This is a genomic window from Novosphingobium lindaniclasticum LE124 (assembly GCF_000445125.1).
In the GTDB taxonomy this organism is placed as follows: Bacteria; Pseudomonadota; Alphaproteobacteria; order Sphingomonadales; family Sphingomonadaceae; genus Novosphingobium; species Novosphingobium lindaniclasticum.
The window spans coordinates 55,121-77,757 of the sequence record NZ_ATHL01000055.1 but is presented as its reverse complement, the minus strand read 5'-3'; the positions used below and the strand labels follow the sequence as shown (position 1 = coordinate 77,757).

General features: G+C 65.3%; 26 protein-coding genes. 11 read left to right on the top strand and 15 right to left on the bottom strand.

The window, feature by feature from the left end; genetic code table 11:
• Nucleotides 1-81: 81 nt before the first annotated feature.
• Genes L284_RS32715 through L284_RS32705 form a run of 3 tightly spaced genes read left to right on the top strand, consistent with a single transcriptional unit; the run spans nt 82 to nt 2,190 of the window.
• Nucleotides 82-936, top strand: coding sequence for a diguanylate cyclase domain-containing protein (locus L284_RS32715; protein WP_021233529.1), 855 nt, complete (start codon nt 82-84; stop codon nt 934-936).
• Between the two features lie 55 nt (nt 937-991).
• The gene (locus tag L284_RS32710) at nt 992-1,420 is read left to right on the top strand and encodes a DUF983 domain-containing protein (protein ID WP_021233528.1); all 429 of its coding nucleotides are present in this window, start codon (nt 992-994) and stop codon (nt 1,418-1,420) included.
• The gene (locus tag L284_RS32705) at nt 1,417-2,190 is read left to right on the top strand and encodes a HesA/MoeB/ThiF family protein (protein WP_021233527.1); all 774 of its coding nucleotides are present in this window, start codon (nt 1,417-1,419) and stop codon (nt 2,188-2,190) included. Before L284_RS32710 ends, L284_RS32705 begins: the two co-directional genes overlap by 4 nt.
• A 9-nt stretch (nt 2,191-2,199) precedes the next feature.
• On the opposite strand, the gene L284_RS32700 is transcribed toward L284_RS32705, so the two are convergent.
• Nucleotides 2,200-2,898: an NAD-dependent deacylase gene (locus tag L284_RS32700; RefSeq protein WP_031341841.1), complete on the bottom strand. Its 699-nt coding sequence runs from the start codon at nt 2,896-2,898 to the stop codon at nt 2,200-2,202.
• Nucleotides 2,899-2,934: 36 nt separating this feature from the next.
• On the opposite strand from L284_RS32700, the gene dapB reads away from it, so the two are divergent.
• The 3 genes from dapB to L284_RS32685 are packed head-to-tail and all read left to right on the top strand — an operon-like array spanning nt 2,935 to nt 4,722.
• A complete protein-coding gene (dapB, locus tag L284_RS32695) occupies nt 2,935-3,663 on the top strand; it encodes a 4-hydroxy-tetrahydrodipicolinate reductase (protein WP_031341839.1) in 729 nt (242 codons plus the stop codon).
• A complete protein-coding gene (nth, locus tag L284_RS32690; protein ID WP_021233524.1) occupies nt 3,660-4,316 on the top strand; it encodes an endonuclease III in 657 nt (218 codons plus the stop codon). The genes dapB and nth overlap by 4 nt, the downstream gene beginning before the upstream one ends.
• Nucleotides 4,317-4,329: 13 nt before the next feature.
• The gene (locus L284_RS32685) at nt 4,330-4,722 is read left to right on the top strand and encodes a hypothetical protein (protein WP_021233523.1); all 393 of its coding nucleotides are present in this window, start codon (nt 4,330-4,332) and stop codon (nt 4,720-4,722) included.
• 92 nt (nt 4,723-4,814) lie between these two features.
• Here the strand turns inward: L284_RS32685 and L284_RS32680 are convergent, their stop codons facing one another.
• Nucleotides 4,815-6,134, bottom strand: a complete 1,320-nt coding sequence (locus L284_RS32680) for a dicarboxylate/amino acid:cation symporter (protein ID WP_021233522.1) — start codon at nt 6,132-6,134, stop codon at nt 4,815-4,817.
• 94 nt (nt 6,135-6,228) lie between these two features.
• On the bottom strand, nt 6,229-7,359 hold the full coding sequence (gene dapE / locus L284_RS32675; protein ID WP_031341837.1) for a succinyl-diaminopimelate desuccinylase: 1,131 nt from the start codon (nt 7,357-7,359) through the stop codon (nt 6,229-6,231).
• A gap of 82 nt (nt 7,360-7,441) precedes the next feature.
• Between dapE and L284_RS32670 the strand changes: the two genes are divergently transcribed.
• The gene (locus tag L284_RS32670) at nt 7,442-7,906 is read left to right on the top strand and encodes a cupin domain-containing protein (protein WP_021233520.1); all 465 of its coding nucleotides are present in this window, start codon (nt 7,442-7,444) and stop codon (nt 7,904-7,906) included.
• 4 nt (nt 7,907-7,910) lie between these two features.
• Here the strand turns inward: L284_RS32670 and L284_RS32665 are convergent, their stop codons facing one another.
• The 8 genes from L284_RS32665 to rpmH form a co-directional block, all read right to left on the bottom strand.
• Nucleotides 7,911-8,573, bottom strand: coding sequence for a glutathione S-transferase family protein (locus tag L284_RS32665; RefSeq protein WP_021233519.1), 663 nt, complete (start codon nt 8,571-8,573; stop codon nt 7,911-7,913).
• 286 nt (nt 8,574-8,859) lie between these two features.
• Nucleotides 8,860-9,861 carry an inorganic phosphate transporter gene (locus tag L284_RS32660; RefSeq protein ID WP_021233518.1) on the bottom strand — a complete coding sequence of 334 codons (1,002 nt, stop codon included), beginning with the start codon at nt 9,859-9,861 and terminating at the stop codon, nt 8,860-8,862.
• A 17-nt stretch (nt 9,862-9,878) separates the two neighbouring features.
• On the bottom strand, nt 9,879-11,015 hold the full coding sequence (locus L284_RS32655) for a DUF47 family protein (protein WP_021233517.1): 1,137 nt from the start codon (nt 11,013-11,015) through the stop codon (nt 9,879-9,881).
• Between the two features lie 350 nt (nt 11,016-11,365).
• Nucleotides 11,366-12,013: a ribosome biogenesis GTP-binding protein YihA/YsxC gene (yihA, locus tag L284_RS32650; protein WP_031341836.1), complete on the bottom strand. Its 648-nt coding sequence runs from the start codon at nt 12,011-12,013 to the stop codon at nt 11,366-11,368.
• A 1-nt stretch (nt 12,014) separates the two neighbouring features.
• Nucleotides 12,015-13,763, bottom strand: a complete 1,749-nt coding sequence (gene yidC, locus L284_RS32645) for a membrane protein insertase YidC (protein WP_021233515.1) — start codon at nt 13,761-13,763, stop codon at nt 12,015-12,017.
• Nucleotides 13,764-13,822: 59 nt separating this feature from the next.
• On the bottom strand, nt 13,823-14,068 hold the full coding sequence (gene yidD, locus L284_RS32640; protein WP_021233514.1) for a membrane protein insertion efficiency factor YidD: 246 nt from the start codon (nt 14,066-14,068) through the stop codon (nt 13,823-13,825).
• Complete coding sequence (gene rnpA, locus L284_RS0123945) at nt 14,065-14,496, bottom strand: ribonuclease P protein component (RefSeq protein ID WP_040712933.1); 432 nt, start codon at nt 14,494-14,496, stop codon at nt 14,065-14,067. The genes yidD and rnpA overlap by 4 nt, the downstream gene beginning before the upstream one ends.
• A 175-nt stretch (nt 14,497-14,671) precedes the next feature.
• Entirely contained in the window at nt 14,672-14,806 is a 135-nt protein-coding gene (gene rpmH / locus L284_RS32635) for a 50S ribosomal protein L34 (RefSeq protein WP_021233512.1), read from the bottom strand.
• 283 nt (nt 14,807-15,089) lie between these two features.
• Between rpmH and L284_RS32630 the strand changes: the two genes are divergently transcribed.
• On the top strand, nt 15,090-15,377 hold the full coding sequence (locus L284_RS32630; RefSeq protein WP_021233511.1) for a hypothetical protein: 288 nt from the start codon (nt 15,090-15,092) through the stop codon (nt 15,375-15,377).
• Nucleotides 15,378-15,445: 68 nt separating this feature from the next.
• Here the strand turns inward: L284_RS32630 and L284_RS32625 are convergent, their stop codons facing one another.
• Nucleotides 15,446-16,558 carry an acyltransferase family protein gene (locus tag L284_RS32625; protein WP_021233510.1) on the bottom strand — a complete coding sequence of 371 codons (1,113 nt, stop codon included), beginning with the start codon at nt 16,556-16,558 and terminating at the stop codon, nt 15,446-15,448.
• Between the two features lie 99 nt (nt 16,559-16,657).
• The gene (locus L284_RS46845) at nt 16,658-17,485 is read right to left on the bottom strand and encodes a hypothetical protein (protein WP_021233509.1); all 828 of its coding nucleotides are present in this window, start codon (nt 17,483-17,485) and stop codon (nt 16,658-16,660) included.
• Between the two features lie 151 nt (nt 17,486-17,636).
• On the opposite strand from L284_RS46845, the gene L284_RS32615 reads away from it, so the two are divergent.
• The 3 genes from L284_RS32615 to L284_RS32605 all read left to right on the top strand — a co-directional run bounded on the left by L284_RS32615 (nt 17,637) and on the right by L284_RS32605 (nt 21,158).
• The gene (locus L284_RS32615) at nt 17,637-19,145 is read left to right on the top strand and encodes a YifB family Mg chelatase-like AAA ATPase (RefSeq protein ID WP_031341827.1); all 1,509 of its coding nucleotides are present in this window, start codon (nt 17,637-17,639) and stop codon (nt 19,143-19,145) included.
• Nucleotides 19,146-19,182: 37 nt separating this feature from the next.
• Nucleotides 19,183-20,181 carry a hypothetical protein gene (locus L284_RS32610; protein ID WP_152524637.1) on the top strand — a complete coding sequence of 333 codons (999 nt, stop codon included), beginning with the start codon at nt 19,183-19,185 and terminating at the stop codon, nt 20,179-20,181.
• Between the two features lie 77 nt (nt 20,182-20,258).
• Complete coding sequence (locus tag L284_RS32605) at nt 20,259-21,158, top strand: EamA family transporter (RefSeq protein ID WP_021233506.1); 900 nt, start codon at nt 20,259-20,261, stop codon at nt 21,156-21,158.
• Here the strand turns inward: L284_RS32605 and L284_RS32600 are convergent.
• Both L284_RS32600 and L284_RS32595 read right to left on the bottom strand, forming a co-directional pair.
• On the bottom strand, nt 21,155-21,880 hold the full coding sequence (locus tag L284_RS32600) for an esterase/lipase family protein (RefSeq protein ID WP_021233505.1): 726 nt from the start codon (nt 21,878-21,880) through the stop codon (nt 21,155-21,157). The two genes, L284_RS32605 and L284_RS32600, sit on opposite strands and share 4 nt — an antisense overlap.
• Before the next feature lie 99 nt (nt 21,881-21,979).
• Nucleotides 21,980-22,537, bottom strand: a complete 558-nt coding sequence (locus L284_RS32595; RefSeq protein ID WP_021233504.1) for a DUF3617 domain-containing protein — start codon at nt 22,535-22,537, stop codon at nt 21,980-21,982.
• Between the last annotated feature and the right edge of the window lie 100 nt (nt 22,538-22,637).

Genomic DNA, 22,637 nt, shown 5'->3' with positions numbered 1-22,637 from the left:
AAATTTAACCATTGAACAAGCGTCGTGATGTAGGCTTCCGTCCAGCCGGGCAGATTCCGCCCGTAGGAAGAGGCACTTTCCATGCGCTTCTATCAGGCAACGACGTTCCTGTTCCCGCGCCGCTACGAGTGGCGTGTCCTTTTCGTCTGCTTCGGCGCCGTTCATGTGCCGCTCCTGGCCTGCATCGCCTATCAGGCCGCTACCGGACAGTGGCAGCCGACGACATTGCTCGTCCTGCTCGGCGCAACGCTTTTCAGCACCGTTCTTGGCCTTGCCGCGATCCGCGCCCTGTTGCGCCCGATCGAGACCGCCACGCAGATGCTGCGCGCGGTCCAGGCCGGTGAGCGGGTCGGAATGGTTCCGGTCGGCAACGAGGATCTGGTCGGGCGCCTGCTCCACGGCGTCAGTGTGGCGGCCAACGAATCGGCGCCCCGGATCGAGCGCCTGATCGAAACCGCCGAACGCGACGAACTGACCGGTCTGCGCAACCGCCGCGGCTTTCTCGATTCGGCGCGCCGCCTGCTTGCGGGCGAAAGCAACGGGGTCCTTGCCATGGTCGACATCGACCGGTTCAAGGCCATCAACGATCGCTTCGGCCATGCCACCGGCGATGCGCTGCTGCGCGAAGTCGCCCTGAGATTGGAGAACGGCGTGCGCCGCTCGGACGTCGTCGGCCGTTGGGGCGGTGAGGAATTCGCGATCCTGTTTCCCGACACCCTGTTGGAAGAGGCGCACGTGGTCATGGAGCGCCTGCGCGCCAGCATCGCGCTCGATCCCAGCCTGCGCGGCGACGAGTGGCCGGTGACGTTCTCCTGCGGGATCGCCCCGGTGCGCAGTTTCGCGCATCTCGAAAACGCCACCCGCAATGCCGACGGGGCGCTCTATGCCGCCAAGAACGGCGGGCGGAACCGGGTGCAGATTTCCAAGGACGAATGAGGCCAAGGCGCCACCCGCCTTGCTCCCCCCGGCCTGCATGCTGTAGGCCCTCCCGATGAGCCTCGCCCTCCCCGCAGCCTATTCGCAAGCCGCCTTGCGCGGGCTTCGCTGCCGCTGCCCGCGCTGCGGCGAAGGCCGCCTGTTTCGCACTTGGCTGAAGCCGCTGGAACGTTGCCCCGTCTGCACGCTGGATCTCACGCCGCAGCGCGCCGACGACTTTCCCGCCTATATCGCCATGATCGTTACCGGTCACCTGATGGCGCCGCTGATCATCGCCCTGTCCAAGGACTTTCACCTCGGCCCGGCGGCCATGTTCGCGATCCTCATCCCGCTGGCCGTGGCGATGATGATCGGCATGCTCCAGCCCGCCAAGGGCACGGTGATCGCGACCCAGTGGTGGTTCGGCATGCATGGCTTTCGCAAGGAGCGCGCCCTCGCCGCCGAGCCGGAGCCGGGCGAATCCGGGGAAGCGGCCCGCAAATGACGCTTTCTCCCGAACGCCTCCCGCGCTTCGCGCGCCATATCGTGCTGCCCGAGGTGGGCGGCGTCGGCCAGGTTGCATTGGCCAATGCCCATGTGGTGCTTGTCGGCTGCGGCGGGATCGGCAGTCCTGCCCTTCAGTATCTCGCCGCAGCCGGCATAGGACGGCTGACGCTGATCGACGACGACACGGTGGACGTCAGCAATCTGCAACGCCAGACGATTTATTCGCCATCGGATATCGGCAAGCCCAAGGCGGAAGCGGCGGCCGAATGGGTGCGGCGCTTTGATCTTGGCCTTGAGGTCCTGCCTTGCGTTGCGCGTCTTGGGGAAGACAACGCGGCACGGATTCTCTCCGGCGCCAGCGTGGTACTGGACGGGTGTGACAACTTCGCGACTCGGCTGCTGGTGTCGGATTCCTGTGTGAAACTCGGCATTCCCCTCACGTCCGCGGCGATCGGTCGCTTTCAGGGCCAGGTCGCCAATTTTGCCGGACATCTGCCGAATCAGCCCTGCTACCGATGTTTCGTGGGCGATGCCTTCGATGCGCAGGACTGCGACACATGCGCGGCCGACGGCGTGCTGGGGGCGATGGTCGGCATGGTCGGCACGTTCGCGGCCATGCACGCGATGCGTGTGCTGTTGGCGGCCAAGTCGGCGCTCGGCGAGCCGCAATACGGCACGCTCCACCTCATCGACGGCATGGCACCCTCGATGCGCCCCTTGAAGATCGCCAAGGACCCCGGCTGCCGCGCCTGCGGCAGTCCATCCTGACGCCGGCTATCAGGCGCCCAGCATCTCATCGACCCAGGCGGTGACCAGCTCCGTCGCCAGGCCGTGGTGCGCCTCGTCGAACCAATGCGTTCCCTGCGAGGGTTCGAGATTAAGCTCCAGCGTCTCCGCGCCGAATTCGCGCGCATTGCGCACGAAGCCCGCCGCCGGATAGACCGCGCCCGAAGTGCCGATCGAGACGAACAGGTCGGCCCGTTCGAGCGCTTCGAAGATCTCGTCCATGCGGTAGGGCATCTCGCCGAACCAGACGATATCGGGCCGCAGCGCCGCCGCGCCGCATTCGGGACAGGCCGGGCGGTCGATCAGCGGCCCGGTCCAGGGCGAACGCTCGTCGCAGGCCGTGCACCAGGCACACAGATGCTCGCCGTGCATATGGAGCACACGTTTCGCCCCTGCCCGCTCGTGCAGGTCGTCGACGTTCTGGGTGACGATCAGCAGTTCGCCTGGCCATTCGCGGTCCAGCTTCGCCAATGCAAAGTGGGCGGCATTGGGCACCCTGGTCTGGATCGCCTCGCGCCGCATGTCGTAGAAGCGCAGGACCAGATCGGGATCGCGAGCAAAAGCTTCGGGCGTCGCCACGTCCTCGACGCGGTGCTGCTCCCAGAGGCCGCCCCCACGGAAGGTATCGATGCCGCTTTCGGCGCTTACGCCCGCGCCGGTGAGGATGACGATGTTGCGGATGTCCTTCATCCCGGCCATGAGACCAGCCTTAAACGGAGACGGCAAGTGGCACGAATCGGAATTATCGGCAGCGCGGGACGCATGGGGCAGGCCATCGCACAGGCCATCGCGGCGGCAGGCGAAGACCTGTCCGGCGGCATCGACCGCGACGGCGACCTCGGTTCGCTCGCCGCGCATTCCGATCTGCTGATCGACTTCTCCACGCCTGCCGCGCTCGAAGCCAATCTCGATGCGGCCGTCGATGCGGGCATTCCGATCGTCATCGGCACCACCGGGCTCGAGGAACGCCACCACTGGCTGATCGATTCGGCCGCGCAGCAAATTCCCGTGCTCCAGACCGGCAATACCTCGCTGGGCGTCACCCTGCTCGCCCACCTCGTGCGCGAGGCCGCGAGCCGCCTCGGCGAAGACTGGGACATCGAAATCGTCGAGACTCACCACCGCATGAAGGTGGACGCTCCCTCCGGCACCGCGCTGCTCCTGGGCGAGGCCGCTGCCAGGGGTCGCGAGGTCGGTCTGGCCGACACCGCCGTGCGCGGCCGCGACGGCATCACCGGCAAGCGCGAGAGCGGCACCATCGGCTTCGCGGCTCTGCGCGGCGGCACCGTGGCGGGGGACCATACCGTCCACTTCCTTGGCGAGGGCGAGCGCCTTTCGTTCTCGCACCTTGCCGAAAACCGCACGATCTTCGCGCGCGGAGCGGTCAAGGCCGCCCAGTGGCTCCAGCACAAGCACGCCGGCCGCTACACCATGCCCGAGGTCCTCGACCTTTGAACAAGGCGGAGATCTTCGAATTCTTCCGCCGCCTGGCCGAGCTCAACCCCTCGCCCGAGACGGAGCTGGAATTCGGCAACAACTACCAGCTTCTCGTCGCCGTGGTTCTCTCCGCGCAGTCCACCGACGCGGGCGTCAACAAGGCTACGCGGGCGCTGTTCCGCGAGGTGAAGACACCGGCGCAAATGGTCGAACTGGGCGAAGAAGGGCTTAAGGAGCACATCAAGACCATCGGCCTGTTCAACGGCAAGGCGAAGAACGTCATCGCGCTCTCGGAGATCCTCGTCGCGCGATACGGCGGCGAAGTGCCGGAGGACCGCGATGCGCTGGTCGAACTCCCCGGCGTCGGCCGCAAGACCGCCAATGTCGTCATGAACTGCGCCTTCGGTGCCGAAACTTTCGCCGTGGACACCCATATCTTCCGCGTCGGCAACCGCACCGGCATCGCCAAGGGCAAGACGCCGCTGGCGGTGGAGAAGCAGCTCGAAAAGCGTGTACCGCAGCCGTTCCGCGTGGGATCGCACCACTGGATGATCCTCCACGGCCGCTACATCTGCAAGGCCCGCACGCCCGAGTGCTGGCGCTGCCCGGTGGTTGACTTGTGCGACTACAAGGACAAAGTTCTGGAAAAGGGTGCGAAGAAAGCCGCCTGATCGGGAGTTTACCATGGCCCTCCATCGCTTTGTCCTGATGCTGTCGCCGCTGGCGCTGGCTGCCTGCTCCGATCGCGAACCCTCTCCTCCCCCGCCCCCCAGTCCTGCCGCCGAAGCGCTCGGCTCCGCGCAGGACTGCCTGCCACTCACCCAGTTCTCCAGCACGCGCATCCGCGACGACTGGACGATCGACTTCATCGGCGGCGCAGGCAATCGCGTCTGGCGAGTCACCCTGCCGAACCGCTGTCCGGGGCTGAAGTCGGCGGACAGCTTCACTTATGCGACCTCGCTCTCGCAGCTTTGCCGGCAGGATATCATCTATCCGCTCAATCGGGTGGGCAGCGGATTTCAGCGAGGGGCCGGGTGCGGGTTGGCGCCGTTCATGCCGGTGAAGTTGAAGCAGTGAGGTAGAGGGAAGTCCTGGGGGATGATCCCCCAGGCCCTCGGAATGTCGATCTTGCGCGCCGCTATTCGTTGTGCGCTCCCTGCTTCTATCCTTCAACCTTCATACTGCTCGGGATCGACATTGAGCCCTCGCCGTCCGTGCGACGACGTATGCGAAGGCGCATGCGGCATTTCCTCATCCGGATCGACCAGCGGCTGCAGCATGCCCTCGCTGCGGGTGATGACCGCCGTGGCCACCGCATTGCCCACGACGTTGGTCGCCGAGCGTCCCATGTCGAGGAAAGTGTCGATGCCCAGAAGCAGCGCGATGCCTTCGACCGGCAGGCCGAACTGCGTCAGCGTGGCCGCGATCACCACGAGGCTCGCGCGCGGCACCCCGGCGATGCCCTTGGAGCTGACCATCAGTGTCAACAGCATCAGGATCTGCGTGCCGATGGGCACATGGATGCCATAGGCCTGCGCGATGAAGATCGACGCGAAGCTCATGTAGATCATCGAGCCGTCGAGGTTGAAGCTGTAGCCCAGCGGCAGGATGAAGCCCGAAATGCGGCGCGGCACGCCGAAACGGTCGAGCTGTTCGAACAGCTTGGGCAGGCTGGCTTCCGACGAGGCGGTGGAGAACGAGAGCAGCAGCGGCTCGCGGATGTAGCGGAACAGGGTGACGATCCGGCCGCGCAGGAACACGCCCCCGATCAAGAACAACAGCACCCAGAGCAGCAGCATCGCGAAGTAGAACTCGCTGACGAGCACGCCGTAAGTGACGATGATGCCCAGACCCTGCGTGGCGATCACACTGGCGAGCGCGCCGAACACCGCGAAAGGTGCGAAGCGCATGACGTAGTCGGTGATCTGCAGCATCAGTTCCGAGAGGGCCTCGCTCACCTTGACGATGATCGCCCCACGCTCGCCGATGGCGGTGAGGCCGACTCCGACGAAGACCGAGAACACCAGGATCTGCAGGATGTTGTTCTCTGCCATCGCATCGACGGCGCTGCTCGGGAAGATTTCGAGGATGAAGTGCCGCAGCGTCAGTTCGCCCGTTTCCAGCTTCCCCAAGTCGGTGCCGGTGGTAAGCCCTGCCCCGACGCCCGGCTTGAACAGGTTGACCAGGATCAGGCCGAGCCCAAGCGAAATCAGGCTGGCCGAGATGAACCACGCCAGTGCCTTGCCGCCGATCCGGCCCAGCGCGGCGCTGTCGCCCATCCCCGAAATGCCGGTGACGATCGTCGCGAAGACCAGCGGCGCGATGATCATCTTGATCAGCTTCAGGAAGACGTCGGGCAGCAGCTTGAAGTAGTCGGCCCACTGCGCGAGGCGCGGATCGCCGGCGGGGAAGGTGGCATGAAGCACCCAGCCCACGAAGATGCCGAGCACCATGCCGATGATGATATAGAGCGTAAGGCGCCTGCCCATTCCCACCTCGCAATAAAATTGCCGGCGAGACTAACAGCGTGACCCGTCCGGTCAACGTCGCCCGCCGGACTTATCCGGGAGTTCGAAAGACCGCTCAGCCCTGCGCCAGCGCCGCCTCGGTGACGCGGCGGTAGATACGCACGAGCATGTCGAGCTCGGGAATCGCCACGGCCTCGTCGCGCTTGTGCATGGTGGCGTTCGACAGGCCGAATTCGATGACTGGCGACAGGTCCTTGAGGAACCGGGCATCCGATGTACCGCCGCTGGTCGAGAGTTCCGGCTCCACGCCGGTTTCCGCGCGGATCGCATCGGCCAGCATGGTCGAGAAAGCGCCGGGTTCGGTGAGAAACGCCTCGCCGGAGATCACCGGGCGGGCGGTGCCGCCGTGGCGCTCGGCGATCTCGCTGACCCGCTGCGAGAGGCTTTCGCCGGTGTGCAGGTCGTTGAAACGGATGGAGATGCGGGCCGAGGCCCTGGCCGGGATCACGTTGGTCGCGGGATTGCCGACGGTGAGGTCGGTCACTTCGAGGTTGCTGGCCTGGAACCAGTCGGTGCCCTCGTCCAGCACCAGCGCGTCGAGTTCGGCAAGCATGGCGACCAGCTTGGGGACCGGGTTGTCCGCCAGGTGCGGATAGGCGACGTGGCCCTGCACGCCTTCGACTTCCAGCCACACGTTGACCGAGCCGCGACGCCCGATCTTCATCATGTCTCCAAGGCGGTGGACCGAGGTGGGTTCACCGACGAGGCAAAGGTCCGGGATTTCGCCCACCGCCCGCATGTGATCGATCAGCGCGAGCGTGCCGAAGCGCGCGGGGCCTTCCTCGTCGCCGGTGATGATGAAGCTGATCGTGCCTGCTTCCACAGGGATCTGCGCCGCGGCGGCGACCATGGCCGCGATCGAGCCCTTCATGTCGACCGCGCCGCGCCCGTAGAGCAGTTCGCCCCGCACTTCAGGCGCAAAAGGCGCGCTGCTCCAGCCCTCGCCCGGCGGCACGACATCGAGGTGGCCGGCGAAGGCGAAGTGACGCGCGCCTTCCGGGCCTTTGCGGATGGCGAAGAGGTTCTCCACCGGGCCGTCCGGGGCTTCACCGGAGAGGAAGCGATGGACCGCGAAACCGAGGGGGGCGAGTTGGCCTTCAAGGCAATCGAACACCGCGCCGGTGGCGGGGGTGATGCTGGGGCAGGCCAACAGGGCTTCGGCAAGAGCGAGGACGGTCTGGGTCATGACGCGGGCCATTGCACAGGTCCACGTCCAAGACCATAGCCGAAACATAAGCTGAAACATGAAGCCATCGAGGGGAGCAGACATGCCCAGACTGGATATCGACGCCATCCCGCCGTCCAACCGCACCGGCTATCCGCAGCCCTTCGATGCGGCCGTCGAAGGCCGGTGGTGGCGGCGCCTGGCACCGGCCGGCGGGCTTACCCAAATGGGTGCCAGCCATGTCGTGCTGAAGCCCGGTGCCTGGTCCAGCCAGCGCCACTGGCACCGGGACGAGGACGAACTGCTCGTCATGATCTCGGGCGAAGCGGTGCTGGTGGAGGATGGCGGGCGCACCGTGATCCGCGCCGGAGACGTCTGCGCCTGGCCCAAGGGCGCCGAGAACGGGCACCACCTCATCAACGAGAGCGAGGCGGACTGCGTCTTCGTGGCGATCAGCGCCGGCGATGCGAACGGATCGGGATCCTATCCGGACATCGACATGACATTCGACGCCCGCGGTTATCACCACAAGGACGGCAGGCCCTATCCTGCCCAGCGGCCGGGCTGATCCTTCACTCGATCGGGGTTTCGTACTGCTCGATCACCCAGTCCTCGGCTTCGGCGGCGTTGATCCACTGCTGCATCCACTCGTGCTCCCACACGGCCTGCATATAGGCCTGGGCGAAACCGGGGACGCCGATGCCGTAAGTCAGGAAGCGGCTGACGACCGGCGCATAGATCACGTCCGCCGCCCCGAACGTGCCGAACAGGAAAGGACCGCCCTTGCCGAACCGGGCGCGCGCCTCGGCCCAGAGGGTCAGTATGCGCACGATATCGGCGCGCACATCCTCACCCAGCGGGACGCCTTCCACGCGATTGCGGATGTTCATCGGACAGGCCCGGCGCAGAGCCATGTAGCTGGAGTGCATTTCAGCCACCATCGACCGCGCCATGGCGCGTGCCGCATCGTCCTTGGGCCAGAAGCGGTCGCGCCCGACTTTGTCCGCGAGATATTCGATAATCGCCAGGCTGTCCCACACCACCGCGTCACCATCCCACAGGATCGGCACTTTACCGTGGCTGGGGGCGAGATCGTCGGAGCTGCGCTTGGCTTCCCAGTCGTCTCCGAACAGCGGAACCGTGATCTCCTCGAAGGCCAGGCCCGACTGCTTGCAGGCCAGCCAGCCGCGCAGCGACCAGCTCGAGTAGTTCTTGTTGCCGATGATGAGCTTCACTGCGCATTTCCCCGTAGGTCGAGTATCGGGCCTATCGGTTCAGCCTGGCAAAGTCGAGGATGAACAAGGTTGAAAAATGTCGCAGAAGGGTAAGATAAAAGCAGGGGAGCAAAGCCCCCCTGCCCCCCATTGCTGTCGAGGTCGCACCCCGCCTCACCGTCTTGCGCCCATGGCTACGTCGGAAGACTTATTGGCTGCGCCGCAGGGAGCGCACGACGAATAGCGGCGCGCAAGATCGACAGTCCGAGGGTCTGGGGGATCATCCCCCAGGACTTCTCTCTTTCCCTTAGAACAATCGCGTAAGCTCGAAGAACAGCGCGCCGACGATAGCACTCGCCGGGATCGTCACGAACCACGCGACGATAACCCTGCTCGCCACCGACCAGCGCACCGCGCTCGCCCGGCGTGCGGCACCGGTGCCGACCACGGCGCCGGTGATGGCGTGGGTCGTGGATACCGGAATGCCCATGGCGCTGGCCCCGAAGACCACGATCGAGCCTGCGGTGGAAGCGCAGAAGCCCGAGTGGTGGTTCAGCTTGGTCAGCTTGGAGCCCATGGTCTTGATGATCTTCCACCCGCCCGAGAGCGTGCCGATGGAAATCGCCGCATAGCAGGAGATCACCACCCATTCGGGCACGTGGAAACCGCCCTGGAGATGTCCGGTGGAATAGAGCAGCACCGCGATGATGCCCATGGTCTTCTGCGCATCGTTGCCGCCGTGGCTGATCGAGTAGGCGGCCGAGGAGAACAGGTGCAGCGTCTTGAACACGCCGTTCGAAGCGCGCGGTGTCGTGCCTCTGAACACCCAGGACGTGAGCAGCATCATCAGCATGGCGATCAGGAAGCCAAGCACCGGGGATGCCACGATGGCTATCACCGTCTTCACGGTGCCTTCCGATTCGACCACGCCCGGCCCCGCAGCGGCGATGCCGGCACCCAGCAACCCGCCGATCAGCGCATGGCTGGACGACGAGGGAATGCCCTTGATCCAGGTCAGGACGTTCCAGAACATCGCGCCCACCAGGGCGCCAAAGACCACGGCGGGCGTCACCGCGTCCTTGTCGATGATGCCCTTGCCCACCGTCTCGGCGACGTGAAGGCCCATGATCCAGTAGGCCGCGAAGTTGCCGAAAGCGGCGAACAGCACGGCGACGACCGGCGACAGCAGCCGCGTCGCCACCACGGTGGCGATGGCGTTGGCGGCATCGTGGAGGCCGTTCAGAAAGTCGAAGGCCAGCGCCAGCGCGACGAGGCCGAACAGCAGCGGCAGGGCGAGCGTATGTTCCATGATGAAAAGGCCGCCGGTCAGGCGTGGTCGATCACGAGACCGTCGATCTCGTTCGCAATGTCCTCGAAGCGGTCGACCACGCGTTCGAGGCGGCGGAACATTTCCTGGCGAACGATGAAATGCAGGGCGTCGCCGCCCTTGTCCGCCTTGAACACGCGCTTGAGGCCGGCGGCGTGGATCTCGTCGGCATGACCTTCCATGCGCACGAGGCGCTCGGTCAGTTCATGGAGGCGATGGCCGTTGTCGGCGATCTTGCGCAGGAGCGGCATGATCTCCGCCGTAAGGCGCGCGGCATCGACGATGATCGCCGCCATGTCGATCATCTCGGGCTCGAACTCGGCGACCTCGTAGAGGTTCACGGCATTTGCCACCTGCTGCATCTCGTCGATGGCATCGTCCATGGTGGTGATGAGGCTGGTGATCGAGGAGCGGTCGAACGGCGTCAGGAAGGTGCGGCGCACCGTCTGGAGCACTTCGCGGGTAATGTCGTCGGCGTCGTGCTCGCGCTCCCCCACTTCGCGGATGTGCTGGGCGCGGCCGGGGCCGCCCTGCGCCAGGCGAGCGAGAGCGTCGGCACCGGCGACCAGCGTGGCCGCCTGCCGCTCGAACAATTCAAAGAAGTCGCCCTGCTGCGGCAGCAACTTCTGGAACCAGGCAAACATTGTATTGATCCCTGTCTTGTCGGCCATCCGGTCAGCCACCGCGCCGATCAGGCGGGCGGGGCTGGCGGCGGCGCGAAACTCGCGCGCGCCGAACGAACGGATCAGCGCGCGCAGGTCCTCTTCGTCGACCGCCTTAGCGGCGTCGGCCATCGAGAACCAGCGACGTTCGCGCTGATGCTGTTCGTCCCAGGAGTCAAGCTCCTCGGTAACGGCGAAGGGGAATACATCCACATCCGCCCAGACCGAAGCACCCGAAGCGCGGGTCTTGCGATAGCGGTAGGAACCGAGCGGAATTGGACAGGCCGCCCCGCGCACGCCGGCTTCCTCTTCCGCCTCGACCGCCGCGGCGGCATGAGGGGGCAGGCCCTTCATGAGACCACCCTTGGGGATCACCCACCGCCGCGATTGGCGCGAAGTGATCAGGAGGATCTGAATAGGCGCATCGACCGAAGGCCCGGTGGCGCGGTAGGGAAGAACGGCAATCTGGCGCATGGCGAGACTCCTTCTTCTCATTGACGCGACCGGGCGCCTCTAGGGGAACCTGCATCGTCACGCAATCGTCACATTCATGATATCGTCGACTTCATGCACGCATCGCCGGCGATCAGCGCGAACTTTGCCCCACGATGATTGCTTTAAAAGGACAAAAAGGCGTCGTTTCGGTGCCAAGTTCGATCGCGAACGCCCCGATATCGGCGACCGACCGTTCTCGCGTTCAAACGAAGCGCGGCGATCTTATGCCGGGCATCAACAAAACAGCGGCACCCCCGCCCTGCAAGGATACCGCTGTCTTGGTCTGGTCAGCCCGTCAAGGAACGAGCCGCGCTCTGACGCCGATCCTCTCAGGTCAGCGAATCGGCGAAAACCGCTCCGCGCAGCTCCGCGATGCCCAGCCCCTTCTCCGAGGACGTCACATGCACTTCGGGGTAGGCCGCAGGATGCTTGCGCGCTTCCGCGATCGTTTCGGCATGCACCTTTTCAAGTTCGCTCGCCTTGATCTTGTCTGCCTTGGTCAGGACGATGCGATAGCCGACGGCGGCCTCGTCCAGCATCTTCATCATCTCGGCATCGACCGTCTTCACGCCGTGGCGGGCATCCACCAGCAGCAGCGTGCGCTTCAAGGCCACCCGGCCGCGCAGATAGTCGCGCACCAGACGACGCCAGGTCTCGACCACCGAGGGCGGTGCCTTGGCGAAGCCATAGCCGGGCATGTCGACGAGCCGGAACTGAAGCGGCTCACCCACGTCGAAGAAGTTCAATTCCTGCGTGCGCCCGGGCGTGACCGAAGTCCGCGCGATGGCCTTGCGGCCGGTCAGGGCATTGAGCAGCGAGGACTTGCCGACATTGGATCGTCCGCAAAAGGCGATTTCCGGAACGTCACCGTCGGGGAGGAACTTGAGTGCCGGCGCGCTCTTCAGGAACGTCACCGGTCCCGAAAAGAGCTTGCGCGCCTGCTCGATCAGTTCTGCCTGTTCTTCTTCCATGTCCATCTCAGGCCTTGCGCTCGGCGGCCCGTGCCTTGTCCTGCGCATCCTTCTCGGCCTGGGCCTTGAGCTGCGGGTGGCGGCTGTAGAGGAACTGCTGCTGCGCGATGGTCAGGATGTTCGAGGTGATCCAGTAGACCAGCAGGCCCGAAGCGAAGGGCGCCATGATGAACATCATGAACCAGGGCATCAGTGCGAAGACCTGCTGCTGCGCCGGGTCCATCTGGGCCGGGTTCAGCTTGAACTGGAAGTACATCGTCACGCCGAGCAGCAGTGCCAGCACGCCGATCGCCAGGAAGCTGGGCGGATCGAAGGGCAGCAGGCCGAACAGGTTCAGGATGTGCAGCGGATCGGGTGCCGAAAGATCCTTGATCCACAGCACGAAGGGCTGGTGGCGCATCTCGATCGCCAGCATCAGCACCTTGTAGAGCGCGAAAAACACCGGAATCTGCAGGAACATGGGCAGGCAGCCGGCGAGCGGGTTCACCTTCTCCTGCTTGTAGAGCGCCATGATCTCAAGCTGCTGCTTCTGCTTGTCGTCCTTGTAGCGCTCCTGGATCGCCTTCATCTTCGGCTGGATCGCGCGCATCGCCGCCATCGACGCGAACTGGCGCTGGGCGATGGGGAACATGATGCCGCGCACGATCACGGTCAGCAGGATGATGGCCACGCCGAAGTTGCCGACAAGGCTGAACAGCTTGGTGAGCAGCCAGAAGATCGGCTTCTCGAACCAGCGGAACCAGCCCCAGTCAATGGCGAGGCCGAAGTTGGCGATGCCCTGCGCCTCGTAGGCGTCGAGGACCTTGTGCTCCTTGGCACCGGCGAACAGCTTGGTTTCGCGGGTCAGAGCCTGGCCGGGCTGGACCACCGACTTGTCGTAGACGACGTCGGCGCGGAAGATGCCATTGCCTTGCGAGCGGAAGGTGCCCTGGGCCTTGGCGTTGACCGGAATGACGGCCGACATCCAGTAGACGTCGGTAAAGCCGATCCAGTCGGCATTGCCGGGCTGTGGGATCGCGCCGTCCTCCGCAAGGGCTTCGTACTTGGGACCGAACGTGACCGAACCGTCGAAGGCGCCGATACCGCCGGTGCGAAGCGTCCAGGCATAAGCGGCGGCGGTGCGGTCGGTGCGATTGACCAGCGCGAAAGGCTGCACGGCGACGGCGCCGGTGCCGCGGTTCTGGATCTGCTGGTTGGCCGTGATCAGGTAGTTGTCGTCGACCTTGAGCGTGATCGAGAACAGCTGACCCTGACCGTTGTCCCAGGTCAGCACGACCGGGGTCGACGGCGTAAGCTTGGCGCCCTTCGGCGCGGTCCAGACCGTCTGCGCGGTGGGTGCGGCAATGCCTTCGCCAACCCAGCCGAACTGTGCGTACTGCTGCGCCGGCGTGCCCGAGGGCGAGAACATGCGAACCGGACCTGAGTCCTTCTCCACCGTCTCGCGGTGACGATTGAGCACGAGATCGTCGAGGAGTGCGCCGGTCAGGTTGATCGAGCCCGAAACGCCGGGGGCCACGATCGGCAGGCGGCCGGGAGCGGCAAGCGCGGTCTTCAGATCCTTCTGCTCGAGCGCGAGGTCGGCAGCGTCACGCAGTCCGCCTTCGCGGGTGGGCTTGCCCGCCGAAGCCGGAGCGGCCTGTTCGACCGGCCGCGGCTTGTTGGCCTGAGGGTAGAAATACCCGACCCCGGCTTCCCAGCCGAAAAGCACGAGCGCGGTCAGGACGACCGCCAGGATGATGTTGCGCTGCTTATCCACGAAGGCTTTTTCCTGTCGTATTCGCGTCAGTGGCAGCGACTTGGCTGCCGTAAATTCGTTCAGTCGGGGACCGGGTCGTAGCCGTGCCCACCCCAGGGCTGGCAGCGCAATATACGCTTGAACGCCAGCCAGCCACCCTTAATCGCACCATGCTTGCGGACCGCGACGATGGCATATTGCGAGCAGGACGGCGCATAGCGGCACGTCGGCGGCATGATCCGCGAGGGACCGAGCTGCCAGGCCCGCGCGCCTAGGATCAGCAGCAGCCCCGGCAGCGAGACCAGGAAGGCCAACGCCTTCTTCACGCCCCCGCCGCTCTCGGCGCCGCGGTTTTTGCAGCCCCCCGCTGGCCCGGCCCGCGCTTGCGTCCGCGCTGGCTGCGCGGCGGATCGCCCTTGCCCGCCTGCGCACGGCCGAGCGCGGCCAGCAGTTCATCGCGCAAAAGGGTGAAATCGCGCTCCACGCCGTTCTCGCGGCCGATCAGGACATGATCGGTATCGGCAAGGCCGTGCTCCGGCAGCATCTCGCGCAGCAGCGCCCGGAAGCGCCGCTTCATGCGGTTGCGCACGACGGCATTGCCGATCTTCTTGGTGACGGTGATGCCGGCGCGCATCCCCTGCCCGCCGTTCGCCTTGGCCAGCAGCACGAACCCGGGCCGCGCGACTCGCAAGCCGCCATTGGCCGCAACGAAGTCGGCCCGCTTGGTCATCGTGGAGTAAGGGCTGATGGTCATCGCGTCGGAAATAGGATCGACCGTCTCGACTGCAAAGAGCGATTCGCCGGCGCCGGGCCCTGAAACGACTTCGGCCCGTGTCGCCACCCGAATCCCCGAGATACGGGAACTCGGATGGCGACACGGGCCGGGTGCCGCATTTCGACCCTGAGCCCCAGGGCTCAGGCCGAAAGACTTAGGCCGAAAGCTTCGAACGGCCGCGAGCGCGGCGCGCACGAAGCACCTTGCGGCCACCGGCAGTCGCCGTACGGGCGCGGAAGCCGTGACGGCGGGCGCGAACAAGGCGGCTGGGCTGGAAAGTGCGCTTCATGACGGTCCTCGAAATTCAAATACGGTCCCGAAGGACCCGAACAAAAAGGGCCGCCCAAGAGGTCGACCGCAAAACAGAAGCGCGCCGTTACGGGACTGGCGCAGCAGAGTCAAGACAAAGGCACATCCGGCGGGCCGTTCCGCCCTCATGGACGGGCCGTCAAAGGCATTGCGGCCCTTCACTGCGCGCTGCCGGAACTACCCCCAATGACCAGCTGCGTCCACCTTCGCGCAGTGCCATAGAACGAGTGCCATGGAACCTTGGCAACCTGCCGGGATCCCGGATGGCGAACGGTTCCGGCGAGGGAAATGGTGGGTTTGACAATCCGATGACGAAGGAAGATCGTATCGGTGTGCTTGTGGGATGGTCCTCGCGAGACCTGGGTCCGAACATCATGCTCGAACTCCAGACTTTCGAAAAGGCGCGTTGGGATTCCGGCGACGAGCCGGACCATGCACGCCTCTTCCTTACGCGCAGCCAAGCCGCCGTTCTCGCGAATCACCTGCTTCAAGTGAGCGGCGCACAGCGCCCTCCTAAACGCCAGGGATGGTTGACGGCGCTGTTCAAGTAAGACGGCGGTGTTCAAGTAAGACCCGGTTCCTCGTTCAGCCCGTGCGGCCGCCGAGGCGGTTCGATCGGTCAGGCTGCCGTAACGACGGTCTCCGCGCGCCGCCTTGGCGCGGTCCGGTCGATCGCCCGCCGGGCAAGCCGCAACAAAGGTCGCTCCGCCGCGACATGGGCCGCCGCGCCCACTAGACAGGCCAGAACCACCATGGGGATCACCAGCAGATATTGCGGTAGTTCGGCCACCGTCTGCTTCCTGAGTGCCAGGCCATAGCCCATCAGGACGAAGAAATGGGTCAGATAGAGGGCGTATGAAGCGTCGCCCAGACCCTTGAGCCACCGCGCCAGCCGTCCTGCTCGCTCCGGCAGGGCCAGAAAACCTGCCACGATCGCCAGGCCGGCAGTTCCCCATGCAGCGACTCGCGCCCAGCTCTCCAACCCATGTGTCGTTTGGTGCGGGACTACCAGGGGTGCGGCATAAAGAAGCGCAAGGCCGAAGAAGACCAGCAAGGATCCCACAAGCGCGCCTTTCAACGTCTCCCGGATATGGGGATAGACCGAGGCGAGACCCATGCCGAGCAGAAATTCCAGCGGGATAGGATCGCTCAGGAAGCGCTGGACGCCGCTCTCCGGCAAACCTTGCGCAAGTGCAAGAAGTGCGGCGATGACCGCGCTCGCGGCACAAAGCACCAGCGACGGCCGGCCTGCAGCCAGGCAGGCGGCGAAGATCAGATAGAAGTAGACCTCGTAGACGAGCGTCCAGGCCACGCCGATGACCGGTTGACCGCCAGGAAGAAGCGCGAGTGCCAGGAAGATGTCGCCCGGCGACAGGACTCGCGACTGGAAGAACCCCAGGGCCATCAGCGAAAGCATGGTCAGGCACGCGAGCCAATAGAGCGGATAGATCCGCGCCGCCCGCCTTTGCAGGAATTCGGCCGCCCCTGGAGATGGCTGGCCGGGCCGGAAGCTGGTGTGGGCCATGATGAACCCGCTGATGACGAAGAAGATATCCACTCCGCCCGCGCCGCCGGTCGTCAGCCAGTCGGGGCTGAAGGAGCCGGGAACGCCGTTCGACGTCTCGAGGGCATGATGCAGCGTGACGGAAAGAGCGGCCAGACCCCGCGCCACTTGCAGTCCCGCCAGAGTGGGCGACGATGCGCTGCCCGGCTGCCTTGTCTTGCCTGCCATGTTCGCCGAGCCGATCCGAAATCCCCACCAGCATCCTGCTGGCGCAACGGATCGATCATGATGCCGGAGTCGGCCTTTCGCCAAACACAAGCAGATCCATTATCGTTGCAACACCGTCAGGCGAGTCGCAGGCCATCTGGGCGCATCGTCCAGCCGCACCCATCGCGCCATCTCGTCGGCACCGAACCAGCGCGCGGATTCGAAAGGGATGGCGTTGGTCATGGCATAGAAGGCGCGGGCCTCCTGAAGGTTCATGCCCATCTGCTGATAATAGTTCAGATAGCGCAGGTTCTCCGGCGAATTGGGCGCGTAATCGCGCGGTGTCCTGCCGGTATCGTCCAGCCAGGCATGGACGGCGAATTCGGAACCCGGATCGGCGTAGCGCAGCCGTCCTGCCAGGAACAGTTCCACGGCTCCGGAACGCACGGATCCCCCGGCAGGAACGTGAGTCGAGATGCCGCGCGCCCGGATCATCCGTCCCAGGCGAAGGTTGGCAAGATCGTCTTCCGTCCCGGGACATTCGATCATCTCCAGTTCGGAGATATTCGGGTAGTCCCGCAGGAGTGCGGCAAACTGCTCCGGACTACGCGAATCCGTAGCATCGACGAGCGCTGCACGCCCGGAATCGATTACGCGGAACGGCCCGTAGGATGCGATGCCGGGCGCGATCGTCCCAGGTGCGGAATGCCAGAAAACGGCCTGCGACCGCGCGTCCTGCGACAAGGGCAAGGCTCGCTCGGATTCGGTATCGCCGAGGCGATCGACATAGCTGGGATCCGCCAGGCCCGGCGTGGACAAGGCTGCGCCTTCCTCGACCCATTCGTAGGATATCCGCCCGGCTGCCCCTTGTTCGGCCCATGCGGGTACTGCGCCGATCAGGCCGGAAACCAGGATCGCCAGAGCGGAAAACGAAGGGAGCGCGCGCATGAGGGAAAGATGCGGTCCATCTGCTTACCCAAGTCCCTAGGATCAAGGTTAAAACACTTTAACCTCATGGACAATGAGTGTTACTTAAAGCAAGGCACGTTATACAACTTAATCAAACATCCATCCGCGGCTTCTATTGGGATTGCTGAACGTGGTCGCTGTCGTTTCTACCGTCGCCTACTTGGGATTGGAAGCGCGCGCGGTTGAAGTTCAGTGTCAGGTCGCACCCGGAATGCCCGGCTTCGCTGTGGTCGGCTTGCCGGACAAGGCAGTGGGCGAAAGCCGGCAGAGGGTAAGCGCTGCACTAACCGCAATGGGCCTGGCCCTGCCGCCCAAGCGAATCACCATCAACCTTTCGCCGGCAGACCTGCCGAAGGAGGGCTCGCATTACGACCTGCCCATTGCGCTGTCCCTGCTTGCTGCGATGGGGATCGTCGATGGCGAGCAATTGGGAGACTTCGTCGCGGTGGGCGAACTGGCGCTGGACGGCCGAGTCATCCCCTCGCCCGGCGTACTGCTGGCCGCGCTCCACGCGAGCGAGCGCGATCTGGGGCTGATCTGCCCAGCGGCGCAGGGGAGCGAGGCTCGCTGGGCAAGCGGGGTTCCGATCGTGGCCGCGCCGAATCTCATCAGCCTGCTCAATCATCTCAAGGGCACGCAAGTGCTCCCCCAGCCCGAACTCGGACGCGCCGACCCGCCTGGACAAGGGCCGGACCTGAAACAGGTGAAGGGCCAGGAAGTCGCGCGCCGCGCTCTGGAAATCGCCGCCGCCGGTTCGCACAACCTGCTGATGAGCGGGCCGCCGGGGGCCGGCAAATCGCTGCTGGCGGCATGCATGCCCGGGATCCTCCCACCCTTGACCGCGGCCGAGGCTCTGGAAGTCTCGATGATCGCTTCCGTTGCCGGCACGCTTGAGGAAGGACGGATCAGCCGCGCGCGCCCGTTCAGGGCACCGCATCACTCCGCTTCAATGGCGGCTCTGACCGGCGGCGGGCTCAAGGTGCGGCCGGGCGAAGTCTCCATGGCGCATCTGGGTGTGCTGTTCCTGGACGAATTGCCGGAGTTCCAACGCGCCGTGCTCGATTCATTGCGCCAACCGCTGGAAACCGGCGAGATCACCGTGGCCCGCGCGAATGCCCATGTGACCTATCCGGCACGAGTCCAATTGATCGCCGCGATGAATCCGTGCCGCTGCGGATTCCTGAGCGATCCGGCGCTTGCCTGTTCGCGCGTTCCGAAATGCGCGGCGGACTATCAGGGCAAGGTCTCCGGCCCTCTGCTTGACCGGATCGACCTTCATGTCGAAGTCGATCCGGTGCGCGCGGTCGATCTGGCTCTGCCGCCGTCCAAGGAAGGCAGCCACGATGTCGCCGCCCGCGTCGCACGAGCCCGAGCGGTCCAGACCGCGCGGCTGGAAGGCACCGCCAAGCGCACCAATGCGGAACTCGACGGCGACCTTCTCGAAGCGCATGCAACGCCCGACGATGCCGGCCGCAAGCTACTGATGCAGGCTGCGGAGGCGATGCACCTCTCGGCGCGCGGCTATACACGTATCCTGCGCGTGGCGCGCACGATCGCGGACCTCGCCGAGTCCGAACCGGTGACGCGTCTTCATGTCGCCGAAGCGCTGAGCTATCGCAGGCGGCCTCCCAGCGGCTGATCCAGAACTCTCATCCGTCTATGGATGATAGTATTAAATGGATGAAATCGGCGCGAGAATGGTTCCGTCTGGTCTTTGTTACGGCGCGCTGGTGCGGGAGGGTGAGGTGACGTTTCTGAGGCCCTTGATCCTGCTCGTCCTTTCGGCGCTTACCCTGGCAATGGCTGCGGGAGCCTCGATGGCGTGGGCTGACGAGCCTGCCGTCACGGCATGTAGCTTGCCCGAGGGGTGGACGGAGATCGCCCGTCGCCAACCGCGCTATGTCGTTTTCGGCGAACTCCACGGTACGCAGCAAAGCCCCGCGTTCATCGGTAATCTCGCCTGCGCGCTCGCCTCCCGAAAACAACGCGTGCTCGTCGCGATCGAGCAGAACGCGCGGGACAATGCCGTCTTGCAGGATGCCTGGCGGTTGCCGACGGCTCGTTTCGGGCAAGCGCTGCGCCTCGTAGGCTGGAACGGGCGCAAGGACGGGATCGCCAGCGAGGCCATGTTCGGCATGGTTGTGCACCTGCATGCGTTGAAAACCACCGGCCTTCCTATCGACATCGTCGCTTTCAACAGCGACTCTGCTCAAGAGAAGCACTTTCCCCACCTTGCCGGCCAAGGTGCGCATGAAGCCGCGCAGGCGGAAAACATCCATGGGGCGACGATACGCGGTCGCTATGACCAAGTGCTGGTCCTCGTCGGCAATATTCACGCCAGAAGAGCGCGCCATGGCGAAGGCGCGGGCAGCTTCGACTTCATGGCCGCGCGGCTTGCCGCACTTGGCCGCGTCGTCACTCTGAATACCCGTTACGCGGCAGGCACCGCATGGAACTGCCTCGCCAAGCCGGGCGTGACGTTCACCCCCGGCCATCCGCCCCCCTCCGACGCTATCGAGTGCGGGAATCATTCCGTGACGAGCAATTCCGATCTGAAACGCGCGCCCTTCATCGGCCTCGGCGCCTTTCCCGGAGAAGAACCGGATACTCGCTATGACGGCTTCTTCTGGCTCGGCCCCATCAGCGGCTCTCCGCCGCTGTTGCCGGGAGAGTAGCAGGCATACGAGTTGGGGGGACGCGCTTTCCTCACTAACGTCTTGCCCGCCGCCCTCGCCAAGGGCATCGCGCGGGCATGACCGCGACACCTTCTCCTCCGACGACCGACCGCGCCGTGCTGCTTGCCGGGCTCTCCATCGTCGTGGCGCAGGCTTCGATCAACCTCGGGGCGGCTTTCGCCAAGAGCCTGTTCCCGATCGTGGGTCCCGAAGGCGTAGCGGCTCTGCGCACGACGATCTCGGCGGTGCTCCTGCTCGCCATCGCCCGCCCCTGGCGCAGCCGGGTGACGGCGCGACAATTGCGCTGGCTGCTGGTCTACGGACTCGTGCTCGGCGGGATGAACCTGATGATCTACTGGGCGTTCCGCCGCATTCCCATCGGCATCGGTGTCGCCATCGAGATCTGCGGGCCGCTGGGCGTGGTGCTGGCCACCTCGCGTTCGCTGCGCGACTTCCTCTGGCTTGCCCTGGCGCTGGGCGGACTCGCCCTGCTGATCCCCTGGCCCGACCGCGCCGAGCCGCTGGACCTGGCCGGCATCGCCTTCGCGCTCGGCGCAGCGGCCTGCTGGGCGCTCTATATCCTCTGCGGCAAGCGCGCCTCGCAAGTCGGCAGCACCATGGCGGTTTCGGTCGGCATGACCGTAGCCTGTTTCGTCACCGTTCCGTTCGGCCTCGCTTCGGCACCGGCGAGCCTGCCGCTTCCTGCGCTCGGCCTGGGCCTCGTCGTCGCGGTGCTGTCGAGTGCCCTGCCCTACATGCTGGAAATGCGCGCGATGGGTCAGCTTTCCAGCCGCATCGTCGGCCTGCTCAGTTCGATGGCGCCCGCGCTAGGCGCGATCATCGGCTTCCTCGTGCTGGATGAGCGGCTGACCGGACTGCAATGGCTGGCTGTCGTCATGATGATCGCGGCCAGCGCAGGCTGCTCGCTGGGCGTCAAGCCTCCTGTCGCCACAGCCCGCGACGATGTGATGGCTTAACCTTCGATATCGAGCTGGCGCAGGACTTCCGCGACCACGCGCGGGTCGCTGGCGAAGCCCAGGTGCGAGCAGCGGATCGCCACCGCGCGGTCACGCTCATGCGGCCAGCCGCAGGCCGAGCGAGGATGGATCACGCCGTCGCGCGGGCTCCACAAGGCGATCGTCGGCACCGGCGGCTTCTCGGAGAAATCACACTCGATCGGCGGCGCGTTCACCGAATGGCCGGTGACGACCTGATAGGCCCGCCAGGCATTGTTCGCGCGCGGGTCGCCGGAGAACGGCGTGCCCATCGTCACCACTTTGCCGACGCTGCCCGGCTGGCGCCGCGCGATCTCGCGCGCGAAGAGGCCGCCGAGGCTCCAGCCGACGAGAGTAACCGGTGCGCGGTGGCGCCGGGCCAGCGAGCCGACCCGGCGCATGAGGAATTCGAAGTTGGTCTGGTTCGGTCCGAAATTGAAGCCGAGGCCCCACTCGTGGACCTCGTGGCCTGCCTTGGCGAGCGCCTCCGCCATGGGCCTCATGCGGTTCGGATGCGCGCCGAAGCCCGGCAGGAGCATGACCGGCTGCGGGTGAAGCGCCTTCTCGATCCCCAGCAGCTTCCTGCCGCCGCGCCGCAGTGAGGCAAGCTCGGCGAAGAACAGCCGCAAGGAGGGCTTGCGCACGCCCTCCGGATGCGGCTCACGCGCCAGCGCGGCGCGGCGCGCGATCGCGCTGCGCATCATGTCGAGCTGTCGTGGAGCCGGTCCGTTCACTGTATTCCTTCAACTTGGGCCTTCGACTTGGGCCTTCAACTTGGGGCCTTCAAATTACGAACGATCACCTTACGGGCAATCACCTGTCCGGGAGGTGACCAGATGCATCGCCATCTTCATCTGCCCCATCGGCGCAGGGCCGCCGGACATGTCCATGTCCACGTTGATGTCGGAGCCCTGCTCGCCCACGGTGCCGGCCAGCTTGATGACCGCCTTACCTTGATTGTTGGCCCCTTGTTCGTTCGACTGGCAATCCATCTGGGCATCCAGCCTGCCGCCATCGACATCGAAGCGCGAATAGCTGCACTCGCGCCCCTTGCCGATCTCGTCGAACATGTCGCGGTAGCCCTTGTCGGCCTCCGCCTTGGTCAGGCAGAAAGAATTGACCTGCCCCTGCGCCATGGCGGTCTTCATCTGCGCGGCGTCCCGGTCGGACAGGCCCGGCACTTCCATCTTCGTGATCTCGACCTTCTGGGTGTACTGTCCCGGCTTCGGGCGCTGGAGCTGGGCGGCTTCCTGCTTCACCTCGTCCATCGGCCGGGCCTCGCCGTCCTTGTGCTCCTTCGAGCCGCAGCCCGCCATTGCAAGCGCCAGGCACATCACCGAAACCGCCGTGATCCGCTTCATAGAATCGAGACCTTTCGCACCGAATTGAAGGGGAGACGAAGTACCATCGACGGGCGCCGCCCGCGAGTCCCCGCAGCAGACATTGCGACCTCGGACGACA

Excerpts from the sequence above, each read along its gene's own strand:
- L284_RS32715 (WP_021233529.1), top strand. The coding sequence starts at position 82 with ATGCGCTTCTATCAGGCAACGACGTTCCTGTTCCCGCGCCGCTACGAG.
- L284_RS32710 (WP_021233528.1), top strand. The coding sequence starts at position 992 with ATGAGCCTCGCCCTCCCCGCAGCCTATTCGCAAGCCGCCTTGCGCGGG.
- L284_RS32705 (WP_021233527.1), top strand. The coding sequence starts at position 1,417 with ATGACGCTTTCTCCCGAACGCCTCCCGCGCTTCGCGCGCCATATCGTG.
- L284_RS32700 (WP_031341841.1), bottom strand. The coding sequence starts at position 2,898 with ATGAAGGACATCCGCAACATCGTCATCCTCACCGGCGCGGGCGTAAGC.
- L284_RS32685 (WP_021233523.1), top strand. The coding sequence starts at position 4,330 with ATGGCCCTCCATCGCTTTGTCCTGATGCTGTCGCCGCTGGCGCTGGCT.
- L284_RS32680 (WP_021233522.1), bottom strand. The coding sequence starts at position 6,134 with ATGGGCAGGCGCCTTACGCTCTATATCATCATCGGCATGGTGCTCGGC.
- dapE (WP_031341837.1), bottom strand. The coding sequence starts at position 7,359 with ATGACCCAGACCGTCCTCGCTCTTGCCGAAGCCCTGTTGGCCTGCCCC.
- L284_RS32670 (WP_021233520.1), top strand. The coding sequence starts at position 7,442 with ATGCCCAGACTGGATATCGACGCCATCCCGCCGTCCAACCGCACCGGC.
- L284_RS32660 (WP_021233518.1), bottom strand. The coding sequence starts at position 9,861 with ATGGAACATACGCTCGCCCTGCCGCTGCTGTTCGGCCTCGTCGCGCTG.
- L284_RS32655 (WP_021233517.1), bottom strand. The coding sequence starts at position 11,015 with ATGCGCCAGATTGCCGTTCTTCCCTACCGCGCCACCGGGCCTTCGGTC.
- yihA (WP_031341836.1), bottom strand. The coding sequence starts at position 12,013 with ATGGACATGGAAGAAGAACAGGCAGAACTGATCGAGCAGGCGCGCAAG.
- rnpA (WP_040712933.1), bottom strand. The coding sequence starts at position 14,496 with ATGACCATCAGCCCTTACTCCACGATGACCAAGCGGGCCGACTTCGTT.
- rpmH (WP_021233512.1), bottom strand. The coding sequence starts at position 14,806 with ATGAAGCGCACTTTCCAGCCCAGCCGCCTTGTTCGCGCCCGCCGTCAC.
- L284_RS32630 (WP_021233511.1), top strand. The coding sequence starts at position 15,090 with ATGGCGAACGGTTCCGGCGAGGGAAATGGTGGGTTTGACAATCCGATG.
- L284_RS32625 (WP_021233510.1), bottom strand. The coding sequence starts at position 16,558 with ATGGCAGGCAAGACAAGGCAGCCGGGCAGCGCATCGTCGCCCACTCTG.
- L284_RS46845 (WP_021233509.1), bottom strand. The coding sequence starts at position 17,485 with ATGCGCGCGCTCCCTTCGTTTTCCGCTCTGGCGATCCTGGTTTCCGGC.
- L284_RS32610 (WP_152524637.1), top strand. The coding sequence starts at position 19,183 with ATGGATGAAATCGGCGCGAGAATGGTTCCGTCTGGTCTTTGTTACGGC.
- L284_RS32605 (WP_021233506.1), top strand. The coding sequence starts at position 20,259 with ATGACCGCGACACCTTCTCCTCCGACGACCGACCGCGCCGTGCTGCTT.
- L284_RS32600 (WP_021233505.1), bottom strand. The coding sequence starts at position 21,880 with ATGATGCGCAGCGCGATCGCGCGCCGCGCCGCGCTGGCGCGTGAGCCG.
- L284_RS32595 (WP_021233504.1), bottom strand. The coding sequence starts at position 22,537 with ATGAAGCGGATCACGGCGGTTTCGGTGATGTGCCTGGCGCTTGCAATG.